The sequence below is a fragment of the Burkholderia sp. WAC0059 genome (assembly GCF_002870125.1).
GTDB lineage: Bacteria > Pseudomonadota > Gammaproteobacteria > Burkholderiales > Burkholderiaceae > Paraburkholderia.
Genome location: NZ_PNEO01000019.1, coordinates 110,357 through 120,901, shown reverse-complemented (window position 1 = coordinate 120,901; position 10,545 = coordinate 110,357). Strand labels below are relative to the sequence as shown.

General features: G+C 68.3%; 11 protein-coding genes. 3 read left to right on the top strand and 8 right to left on the bottom strand.

Annotated elements, in window-relative coordinates; genetic code table 11:
- A partial coding sequence (locus CY652_RS18945; RefSeq protein WP_180970665.1) for an AAA-associated domain-containing protein occupies positions 1–562 on the top strand: 562 nt, incomplete at its 5' end.
- Between the two features lie 232 nt (positions 563–794).
- On the opposite strand, the gene CY652_RS18940 is transcribed toward CY652_RS18945, so the two are convergent.
- On the bottom strand, positions 795–3,263 hold the full coding sequence (locus CY652_RS18940) for a mechanosensitive ion channel family protein (protein WP_146010148.1): 2,469 nt from the start codon (positions 3,261–3,263) through the stop codon (positions 795–797).
- On the opposite strand from CY652_RS18940, the gene CY652_RS24165 reads away from it, so the two are divergent.
- Positions 3,256–3,480 carry a hypothetical protein gene (locus CY652_RS24165; RefSeq protein ID WP_146010147.1) on the top strand — a complete coding sequence of 75 codons (225 nt, stop codon included), beginning with the start codon at positions 3,256–3,258 and terminating at the stop codon, positions 3,478–3,480. The genes CY652_RS18940 and CY652_RS24165 overlap by 8 nt on opposite strands.
- A 59-nt stretch (positions 3,481–3,539) precedes the next feature.
- On the opposite strand, the gene CY652_RS18935 is transcribed toward CY652_RS24165, so the two are convergent.
- The 3 genes from CY652_RS18935 to CY652_RS18925 all read right to left on the bottom strand — a co-directional run bounded on the left by CY652_RS18935 (position 3,540) and on the right by CY652_RS18925 (position 5,977).
- Complete coding sequence (locus CY652_RS18935; protein WP_102132255.1) at positions 3,540–4,550, bottom strand: 2-dehydropantoate 2-reductase; 1,011 nt, start codon at positions 4,548–4,550, stop codon at positions 3,540–3,542.
- Positions 4,551–4,717: 167 nt separating this feature from the next.
- A complete protein-coding gene (locus tag CY652_RS18930) occupies positions 4,718–5,059 on the bottom strand; it encodes a thioredoxin family protein (protein WP_102132254.1) in 342 nt (113 codons plus the stop codon).
- A gap of 78 nt (positions 5,060–5,137) precedes the next feature.
- A complete protein-coding gene (locus tag CY652_RS18925; RefSeq protein ID WP_102132264.1) occupies positions 5,138–5,977 on the bottom strand; it encodes a class I SAM-dependent methyltransferase in 840 nt (279 codons plus the stop codon).
- Positions 5,978–6,557: 580 nt separating this feature from the next.
- On the opposite strand from CY652_RS18925, the gene CY652_RS18920 reads away from it, so the two are divergent.
- Positions 6,558–6,842 carry a hypothetical protein gene (locus CY652_RS18920; protein WP_102132253.1) on the top strand — a complete coding sequence of 95 codons (285 nt, stop codon included), beginning with the start codon at positions 6,558–6,560 and terminating at the stop codon, positions 6,840–6,842.
- Between the two features lie 70 nt (positions 6,843–6,912).
- Here the strand turns inward: CY652_RS18920 and CY652_RS18915 are convergent, their stop codons facing one another.
- The 4 genes from CY652_RS18915 to CY652_RS18900 form a co-directional block, all read right to left on the bottom strand.
- Entirely contained in the window at positions 6,913–7,911 is a 999-nt protein-coding gene (locus CY652_RS18915) for a DedA family protein/thiosulfate sulfurtransferase GlpE (protein WP_102132252.1), read from the bottom strand.
- A 187-nt stretch (positions 7,912–8,098) separates the two neighbouring features.
- Positions 8,099–8,344 (bottom strand): hypothetical protein, encoded by a 246-nt coding sequence (locus CY652_RS18910; protein ID WP_102132251.1) that lies wholly within the window; start codon positions 8,342–8,344, stop codon positions 8,099–8,101.
- Between the two features lie 372 nt (positions 8,345–8,716).
- Positions 8,717–9,496 (bottom strand): precorrin-6A synthase (deacetylating), encoded by a 780-nt coding sequence (gene cobF, locus CY652_RS18905; RefSeq protein ID WP_102132250.1) that lies wholly within the window; start codon positions 9,494–9,496, stop codon positions 8,717–8,719.
- 34 nt (positions 9,497–9,530) lie between these two features.
- Positions 9,531–10,454, bottom strand: a complete 924-nt coding sequence (locus tag CY652_RS18900) for a LysR family transcriptional regulator (RefSeq protein WP_102132249.1) — start codon at positions 10,452–10,454, stop codon at positions 9,531–9,533.
- Between the last annotated feature and the right edge of the window lie 91 nt (positions 10,455–10,545).

Sequence of the window (10,545 nt, the reverse complement as noted above, 5' to 3'; positions counted from 1 at the left end):
GCTGGTGGACGACATCTATGCGCAGATGACCGCGCGCCAGACCGGCGAGGCCACGCGCAAGGAGCTGGAGCTGGGCAGCCGGCTGCCGCGGGTGTCGACGAACCTGATGGCGGGGCTGATCGAGACGCTGGCGGCGGCGCCGTACCACGGTCGGGCGGACATGCCGGAGATTGCGAGGTCGCTGCACCTGGAGGTGGACGACCTGTTTCCGATCGCGGAGATGCTGCAGCACCTGGGGTTTGCGGACGTGCGGGAGGGGGACGTGTTCCTGACGCCGCCGGCGCGGGTGTTCGCGGAGTTCGGCACGCACGAGCGGAAGATGATGTTCGCGGAGCACCTGCTGAAGCACGTGCCGCTGGCGGCGCGCATCCGGGCGGTGCTCAATGAGCGGCCGGGCCATCGCGCGCCGCGCGTGCGCTTCGAGCAGGAGCTGGAAGATTTCCTCTCGGACATTACCGCCGAGGAAACGCTCGACACGGTGATCGACTGGGGTCGTTATGGCGAGATCTTCTCGTACAACGACCAGACCGAAATCTTCAGTCTGGCCGACGTCGAAAGCTGAGCGCGCGTTCGGGCCTGCAAGGGTGAGCTTTTTCGGGAGTTTCTCGTAGCCTGTCTTGCGATGGGCGAGTGCTGAACGTAGGCCGTTGATTGGATGGGAAAGTCCGGCTCGCCGGCCTGCCGTCCTGATGCGCCGCGGCGCATCGAGGTGAGCTTTTTCAGGAGACGGAAGGCGTGAACCGGACCCGCGTGCGCCATGCGTCGATGGCGCTTGTTGCGGGTCGGCGCCGGCTTCAGTTCGCCGGCTTCTCGCTACGCGAATTGCCCTGCATTCCGCCCTGCGGGTCGTCCGGCGCTCTCTGCGCGGCTATCGCGTGGGGTTCGACGAGCACGCTGCGCTGCGGATTCGCCAGCTCGATGCCGCGCTCCGCGAATCGGTCGAGCACGCGGCGGTTGAATTCGCGCTGCACGGACCAGCGCGTGCCGTCGGTACATTGAATCTGGCCGACGAGTGTCACGCCCGATCCGTCTACTTCGTCCACGCCCCAGTACGAGAAGTCGCCGAGAATGCCGTTCTTGAAAGCATCGGCCGCGCGCAGCTCGCGGCCGATGTCGTGCAATGTCTCGATGGCGCGCGCCACGTCGGCGCCGTAGGCGACGACGACCTTCACCGCCGCGTTGCCGATGCCCCGATTCGAGTTGTTGACCGTCGTGACGGAGCTGAACGGCACCGTGTACAGCGAGCCGTCGCCGCCACGCAGCCGCACGGTGCGGATCGACAGGAACTCGACGGTGCCCGACACGCCGGCCACCGTCACCGAGTCGCCGACCTGCATCGCGTTTTCGGTCAGCAGGAAAATGCCCGTGATGAAGTCCTGCACGAGCTTTTGCGAGCCGAAGCCGAGCGCGACGCCGAAGATGCTCGCGCCGGCCACGAGCGGCGCGGTATTGATGCCGAGCTGGCTGAGCGCGGTGAGGCCGACGATGACGAGAATCGCGACCAGCAGCGACGTGCGCAGCATCGGCAGCAGCGTGCGCAGCCGCGCGGCGCGCACGTAGTCGCCAGTCTGCGTCCACGCGTCGAGCCGGCGTTCGGCGATCACGTTGGCCGATTCCCAGATCACGACGGCCACCACGAGAGCGATCACGATCGTCGCCACCGCCGAGCCGAGCAGCCGCTCGACCGGCGGGCTCACGAACAGATGTGTGACGTGGATGTCCCACACTTGCAGCAGGACGTCGAGCGTGACGAGACCGACGAAGAGCGTCGAGAGCCGCCTGAGCATCGGGTAATAGCGCCCGGCACGCTGCCGCGCGATGCTCATGTGGGCGTCGTCGCCGTTCGGATTGAAGATACGGCCGAGCGCGCCGAGCGCGACGATCGCGACGAGCCGCGCGCCCAGCAGCACGACGAGCGAGAGGCCGCCCGAGCGCACCAGCTCGCGATAGCCGCCGCGCACGTCGAAGGCCCAGACGAGCCATAGCGCCATCACGACGAACACGGCGGCGCCGGCCCAGATGTCGGCGAACCAGTGGCTCAGGTAGGTCAGCGAATGGCGCCTCGCCGCCGTGCGGCGAATGGTGGCCGCGACGGGACGGCGGCATTGCAGGATCGCCGCCGCGAGCATGAGGTGGCCGACGAGCGCGATGATCTTGACGAGCACGAGATGCGCGTCCTCGGTCAGGCCGAGCTGGGTCGCGGCGTTGAGCGCGCCGCCGAGGCCGCCGACGATCACGATCCACGTCGCCCAGCGCTGGGCGAAGACGGCCCAGGTGTTGGAGAGCGGCAGCATCCGCAGCGAGCTGGCGTGCGGCGCGAAGAGCAGGGCGGAGAGCGCCAGCACGACGCGGCAGGTCACGTAAGTGTCGACGAGCGCGCCCACCGCGTGCGCGGGCGTCGGGGCGTCCGGTTCGCACCACGACAGGACGGCCGCCGCGCACAGGCCGAACGCGAGGATCGGCAGCAGGTTCAGCAGCGCGACGAAGATCGCGGCCGGCAGCCGTTGCAGCCGCTTCCAGTGATGCGAGTGAGCGTCGTCTTCGGCGTCCGCCGTACTCGCTGTCCCCGCCGTATCGCCGTCGGGTTGCGTGTCGTCGATGCCGTTCGCGGCGTGCGCGTCGTCATGCGTCCCATCGTTGCCCGCGCCGTTTTTCGCGAGCGTGGCCGCATGTGCCGCGACCGCGTGGTAGGGCCGTTTGACGAACCGCTTCAGCAACGCTTCGATCAGCAGCGCCGGAATGAACGTGAGCAGCAGGATGCGCACGAGGCCGAACAGCAGCGCGTGGCCTTGAGGCGTGTGCAGCTTGTCGCTCCACCACGCGCGCGCGGAGGGCAGGTCGAACAGCGCCTTGCGCGAATGGAGCAGGCGCGCGGTGAGCGCCTGCATCGCGTGGGCCACGTGGGTCGAGACCTGCAGGACGAGTCCGTTGCTGCGCAGCGCGTCGTCGAGCGGCGCGGAAGCGGCGCTCGACGCGGCTGCCGCGCTGGCGCCGGTACTCGCGCCGGCCGGAGCGGACGCAGGGGCGGGTGCGGAGGGCGCCGCGGGCGGCGTCGCCAGCGCGCCGGCTGCCGCGATGGCGCGCAGCGTGTCTTCGACGCGCGCGCGCTGCACGGGGTCTTCGAGCACCTGGAGCGCGGAATGCGCTTCGGCGGGCGTCAGGGCGACCGGCGCGGCCGGATTGACGATGGCGATCGGGCTCGCGAAACCGGCCGCGCTGACGGAATTGGCGGAGACGGCCGGACCGGCGGCACGGATGGGCACCGTCGTCGTATACGCGAACGCCCGCATGGGCGGGGCCGCGAGCGTGGCGACCGGTATCGAGAGAAACAGCAGCGCGAGAAATGCGCGCAGCGATCGCGGGATGAAAAAAGAAATCGGCGTCCTTGGCATGGGGCGTGAATGCAACATCGGAAAAAATATGACCGGGAACGGCCGCAGCAAATTCAATGCCCGACGCCTGGCCAGTTCGGCGATGTGAGCGATTCGGGCGATTCGGGCAATACGGGACCGGCGCGCAGGCGGGCGGCGGCGCTGGCCTCAGGCGTGAGCGGCCCGGCGGCGCGCGGCTTCCAGATTCGCGTCGAGCTGCCGGGCGAGTCCGTACAGCATGCCGAGCGACGGCGCATCGACGCCCGTGCGTTGTGCGAGTTCGTAAGGGGCGCCGAGCAAGGCCTCGACTTCCAGCGAACGGCCCGCTTCGACGTCCTGCAGCATCGACGTCCTGAACGCGCCCAGCTTGCGCGTGATGGCGTTGCGTTCTTCGAACGTCATCGTCGTGTCGAGGCCGAATTGTCTGCCGACGGCGCGCGCTTCCTCCATGACGGACCTGACGAGCGCGGCGCTCAGCGGATCGTCGAGGATCACGTCGGCCGTGGAGCGGGTCAGCGCGCTGATCGGATTGATCGTCATGTTGCCCCAGAGTTTCATCCAGATGTCGGCGCGAATCTGGTCCGACGGCGTGGCGTCGAAATCCGCCTGCGCGAGCATCGCGGCGATGGCCTGCGCGTGCGCCGTTTCGCCGGCGCTCGCGCTGCCGACGATCAGCCGGTTGCCGTTGCCCTTGCGCGCGACGCCGGGCGCGGCGATCGACGAGGACAGATGCACGACGCAGCCGAAGGCTTGCGCGGGCGGCAGCGCGGAAGAGACGACGCCGCCGGGATCGACCGATTCGAGCCGGCCGTTCGCGTGCCGGCCGCCGAAGTCGTGCAGGAACCACCACGGCACGCCGTTCATCGCCGACACGATATGCGTGCGCGGGCCGACGAGCGGGGCGAGCGACGCGGCGGCCGCGGTCAGCGCCTGGCCCTTGAGGCAGACGATGAGCAGATCCTGCACGCCGAGTTCGGACGCGCGGTCGGTGGCTTCGAGCGCAACGGTCTCGCGCGTGTCGCCGTCGATCACGGTCAGTCCGTTGCGGCGGATCGCGTCGAGTTGCGCGCCGCGCGCGAGCACGCCGACTGTCGCGCCGGCGCGCGCGAGTCGCGCAGCAATGAGCCCGCCGATCGCGCCGCCGCCGACCACGGCGATATTGCGGTAATGCGTGTTCAAGGTGGTTTCTCCGTCGTGTGTCGTAGTGTGTTGATGCGCATGGAGCGCGGAGGCGAGGCGTCGGCGCGCGGGTCCGCGCCTGCGGACCGGCACGGACGGACCGGCTTCGCGCCATCGTGCTTCATGGCGCCGGGCACGCGTTCCGCGTTCGATCCGGAGGTGAGGACCTACGGGAGTCCGGCCGGTTTGCCGAGCGCGGCGAAGGCGTCGTCGAGTTCGGCCGCCTGCGTGGGACGCACGACGCGAGCTACTTCGGCGCCGTCGCGCAGGAAGACGAGCGTCGGCCACAGCTTCACGCGATACGAGCGGCCGAGCGCGCGGCCCGGACCGTCCTCGATCTTCAGATGGCGCACGTCCGGATGGCGCCCGAACGCTTCGGCCACGAGCGGCTGCGCGCCGCGGCAGTAGCCGCACCAGTCGGTGCCGAATTCGAGCACCGTGCTGCCCGCGAACGCGTCGACAGTCCGGCGGTCCGGCGCGGTGGCGGCATAGGCGTCGGCACGAGTCATGACGATTTCCTGAATGACATGTCCGACACGATACCGCAAACGGGTGCGGGCCTTTTCTCGGGATTGCAGGCCGGAGAATCAGGCACGCGCGAGCGCGCCTGCGCCGGAAATGGACGCGGCGGGCAGCGGCCGCGTCGCGAGGGTGGCCGTCGATTCGACGCGCTCGACGAGCCAGCCGTCGTGCGCGTGTTCGGCGACGAGGGCGTCGACGCCGGCGAGCAGCGCGTCGAGCTTGTCGCCGAGCCGCTCGCGCGAGAGGCTCGACATCGACTGCGGACGCGCTCTCAGTTGCGTCGCGTGAACGCGCCGGCGCTCGACGACCGACACGCGTTCCACCGCGCTGAAGGTCGAGCGGGCGAGCACGTCGTCGTGGCTTTCCCAGTCGGCCGATTTGCGTAGCTGGGCGGCCGGCGAGTCGTTCGCATATTCCCGGAGCAGCGTGCGATATTGCGCGGCCCACGGATGCAGCGGATCGTCGAGCTGCGAGGTCTGGAAGAGCGCGATCGCGCCGCCGTCGACGGTCAGCGCATCGAGCCGCGCGATCGCGTCCGCGCGATCCATCCAGTGAAAGGCGCGCCCGATGACCGTGAGATGGAAGCGCCCCAACTCGCCGGACAGGTCGTACGAACTGCCCTGCCGGTATTCGATGTTCGGCGCGAGCCCGATGCCGAGTCCGGCCGCGATGGCGAGCATGGCCGGCTCGGGGTCGATCGCGACGGCGTTCGCGACCGAGCTCGCGAACGCGAGCGACAGTTGCCCCGGTCCGCAGCCGAGATCGAGCAGCCGCTGCGTTCCGTCGAGGCCGCGCATCTGCGCGACCCGGCGGATCAGCGCGGGAGAATAGGCGGGGCGGCCGCTCAGATAATGCGGCGCGGCTTCGTGGAAGCGGTCGGGAACGAAGGGGATGGGAGCGTTCATCGGCGTCTGCGGCTGGATCGTCGGGGGCATTCAGTCTGGAGCGCGGCGACGGCAGCGTCAAGCCGACGCCGCGATTTGCGGCGAGTTCCCGGCAGGGTCCGCGGCGCGCCCCAGAGGTGAGGCTTTACGGGAGGTTGCCGAAACCGGGCCAGGCGTGGCGCGGGTCACGCGCAGGTTGCGCCGATAAAGAGCGCTGGAATGACGAACCGTCCGGACGCTTTGGGCGGCATGTTTCGTTTCGAAAATTGTGTTTCGTTTCGCAAGGCGCGGAATGCGGAGGGCTCAAGGTGAGGCTTTTCGGGAGTCGGGCGCGGAGCGCCTCGGACGTCACCGGAACGCTGCGAACGATGGCTTCGAAAACCGACGGGAATTCACATTTTATCCCTTAAAAATAGGCCTATTCGTGTCGCGCGAGGTAGGGGGCGCCGCCGCCGGATCGAATCGCCGCGTGCCGGCGAATACGGCAAAGGTGAGGGTTTTCGGGGCGTGGCCGACCCTTCCGTGGACGGTCGTACGCGATCGGTATATAACGGTAACGAAAGATTTTTCGCTTTGCCTGACGAGGGAGAGTCCATTCATCATGACCCGCGACGATACGCAAAAGCGCGATGCGCGCACCGGGGGCGATACGCCGAAGTCCGACGACCGGCCCGAACTGGAGCACCTGAATGCGGCGCTTACGCACGTGGACGAAGGCGTGCAGTCGGGCCGCATCGCGGCGGGTGCCGCGAAGGGCCTGCTCTACAGTCTCATCGAAACGCTGGGCGCGCTGGTCGGCGACCCCGACTTGCCCGAGCATGCCCGTTCCGGTTACGACGGGCTGCTCGAAACCGCGCGCGAATTGCGCGTCAAGCTGGATCGCTGACCAGGCTGCTGCCGACGGAATTGGAAGCGTTTCCTGGGCGGCGTATGAGGGCGTTGACGGGCGATGACGGTCAGGCGGCCCTGGCGCCGTCTGCCGCCAGGCTTGCCGGGAGTTCGCTCACCGGCGCCGCGACGAGCGGCTCGAGGCTGTGCCCGGCGTCGCGCCACGCGTCGATGCCGCCGAGCAGCGGCAGCACGTCGGTGAATCCGGCCTTTTTCAGTTGTTGCGCCATCCCTGCCGCCGAAACTTCGTTCGGGCACGAGCAGTAGATCACGATCTTCCGGTCGGGCGGATACTGCGCCACGATCTCGTCGAACCGGCGTTCGTCGGCGAATTGCACGCCCGGAATGACGTAGGGGTCGAGCTTGCGTTTCTCGTCCGAGCGGATGTCGAACACGACGGGCGGCGCTTCGTCCTGCATGGCGAGGTACAGCTCCTCGACGCCGATGCGCGCATGCGCAAGCTTGCGGAGCAACTGGCGCCGGCGCTGCCAGCGCCAGGCCGCATAGAACGCGAAGAGCACGGCCGCCACGACGGCCGCGAGGCGGCCGAGGCGGCTCGCGCCGTTCAACAGCACGCTGAGCTGAGGCGCGAACAGCATGCCGGCCACGAGACCCGTCGCCGACCAGAGCATCGCGCCCACGGCGTCGTAGCCGAGAAACTCGCGATACCGGGTGCCCATCGCGCCGGCCATCGGCACGGAGACGATCGACAGGCCCGGCACGAACTTCGAGACGGCGAGCACGCGCACGCCCCAGCGGCCGAAGAAGCGTTCGGTTTTCCTCACGCAGGTATCGCGCGAGAACGAGAGCCGGCAGAGTGTTTTCAGCGTGTTGCCGCCGTAGAGGCGGCCGGCGACGAACCAGGCGCTGTCGCCGATCAGCGTCGCGAGAACCGACAGCGCGAGCGCTGGCGCGACCTGCTGGCCGACCGATCCCGGATGCATCGCGGCCATGGCGCCGAACAGCACGAGCGCGGGCATGGCGGGCACGGGCAGTCCCAACGATCCTGCAAGGACATTCACGAATACGAACGCGGGCCCGTATCGCGCGACGAGATCATGGAGCATGGACTGGCTGGCGTCGTTCGAACCGGTGGAATGGGCTGGGTGACGCAGCGATTATGGACGCATTTCGATGACGGCCGCGCGAATCATGGCCGGTTCGCGCGGCGCGCCTTGCTTGCGTCTGACGATTGCCCGGCCGCTACGTGAGGGTCGGATGAGAATGAGTGGGGCATGCGCCCCACCGCCGCGTTCAGCGGCTATGCGACTCCCCCGGCAGCTCGGCTCCCTGGGCGCGAATGGCCGCGATCAATTCCGCCGGCGTGATTTCGTATCGCACTTCGCGGTGGATGCCCGGTTTGCGCTCGTCGATTTCGATCAGCAGGATGCTTTTGCCGTCCGCCGTCGATTCGAGCCGCAACGAACGCAGTTCGCGCCCGGTTGCGTCGTCGTGTTCGGTGAGCAGGGTCATGGTTCCCGAAGACCCGGTCGTGCGCATTGGTGTTGCCCTCTTGCTTGATTGGTCGATCATTGTACGGGCCTGGCGGCGCGGCGTCTTTTGACTGTCGCGCGGCAGGCGCATGACGCAGGTTTTCCGCGAGGCTTCGCCGGTCCGGCCCGCAAAGCAGTGTAACGCGAGTTATTTGCCCACCGCGTTTTTTTGTACGCCCTGTAACGGTGCAGGCGGGTTTGCCGGTCGTTTGCTCCCGTATCGCCTCACCTTCGCGCGGACGATTCGCGTCGCGCAGCGGCGTCCCGTCCGCACGGCATCCATGCTGATCCATCCGATCGACGCGGTTCAGTCTGCGCGCGAACGTTTGCGCGAACCCGAATGCGCGCGGGCGCGAAAGACAGCGTTCGGGCGGCAGCCTCAATCCTTCACGCCGCGCCGGCGCAGCAGGTAGGTGTCCATGATCCAGCCGTGTTTGCGGCGCGCCTCGGCGCGGACGCGTTCGATCTCGTCCATCACGTCGTCGAGCCGGCCGGCGACCAGGATTTCGTCGGGCGTGCCGACGTAGGCGCCCCAGTAGATGTCGAGATCCTGACCGGCGAGCTGCCGGTAAGTGTTGTGCGCGTCGAGCATGACCACGACGCTGTCGACGTTCTCGGGAAAGCCGGCCGCGAGCCGGCGTCCGGTCGTGATCTCGACGGCGCGGCCGATGAAGTTCAGCGGCACGCGGTGCCGCGCCGCGAGGGCCTGCACGCTGCTGATGCCGGGGATCACCTCGTAGTCGAACGCATGCCGTCCCTGTGCGGCGAGGGTTTCGACGATGCGGATCGTGCTGTCGTAGAGCGCGGGGTCGCCCCAGACGAGAAACGCGCCGCATTGTCCGTCGGGCAGCGCCTCGCCGATCAACTGCTCGAACACGCGCTGCTTGTCGCGGTTCAGGTCGTCGACGGCGGCCTCGTAGTCGCGGGTCTCGCCGTCGTCGCGCCGGCGCTCGGGGCTCGCCGCCTCGACGATGCGATACGCGCGGCCCGGCTCGATGAAGCGCTCGCAGATGAGCTTGCGTAGCGCGATCAGCTTGTCCTTCGCGGGGCCCTTGTCCATCACGAAGAACACGTCGGTCCGGTTCAGCGCGGCGATGGCCTGGACGGTCAGGTAGTCGGGGTCGCCCGCGCCGATGCCGACGATCAATATCTTCTTCATGCTCTTTTCTCCATGTGCTTCGGTGACGTTTCCGTCATGCCGACGGCCCCAGCAGCTCGATGCCGTCCAGTTGCGCGGCGCAGGTATCGCGCACGATCCGCACGAAGTCCCCGAAGTAGGGGCGCTGGGCCGCGCTGCCCGGCGCGACGGCGTACAGCTCGCTCCACAGGCCTTTCGCGCCGACGCGTTTGGCCAGCACGTAATCGTGATCGACGTAGTTCTTCACGCCCCAGTTCGGCAGCGCGGCGATGCCGCGCCGGCTTGCGACGAGCTGCATGATCGCGATGGTCAATTCGGCCGTGCGCCGCTCGAGCCGGATGCCGGCCGGCTCGAGCACTTCGCGGATCAGATCGATGCGCGCTTCGGGCACGGGGTAGGTGATGAGCGTTTCGCCGCGCAGATCGTCGGGACCGACGCGGCGCTTGTTGCGCAGCCGGTGCTCGTTGGCCATCACGACCTGGATCTCGAAGCGAAACAGCGGCGCGACGTGCAGCCCGCGGCGCGCGGCCGGCTTCGAGCCGATCACCACGTCGGCCTTGCTTTCGCCGAGGAGCCGCATCGGGTCCGCATGGAAGCCGGCGACGAGATCGACCTCGACCTCGGGCCAGCGCCGCCGGAACTCGTCCATCACGGGCATCAGCCAGTCGAAGCAGGTATGGCATTCGAGCACGATGCGCAGCTCGCCGCGCGCGTCGCCCTTCAGGCGGACGAGGTCGCGTTCGGCGCGGGCGACGGCCGCGAGCGTTTCGCGCGCGAGTTCGAGCAGGCGCTCGCCGGCCGTCGTGAAGCGCAACCCCTGCCGCGTGCGCTCGAACAGCGAGACCTCGTAGTGGGCCTCGACGTCGCGTATCTGGTGCGAAAGCGCGGACTGGCTCAGGTTGACGCGCGCGGCGGCGGCGACGAGCTTGCCCGAATCGGCGATGGCGATCAGCGAGCGCAGGTGGCGAAGCTCGAGCATGGCGGGAGGGCGGCCGGCGAATGGATGGGTTCCCGAATCGGGATATGAATATGACTCATACAACGGTGAAAACATATCGCTTGATGAATGA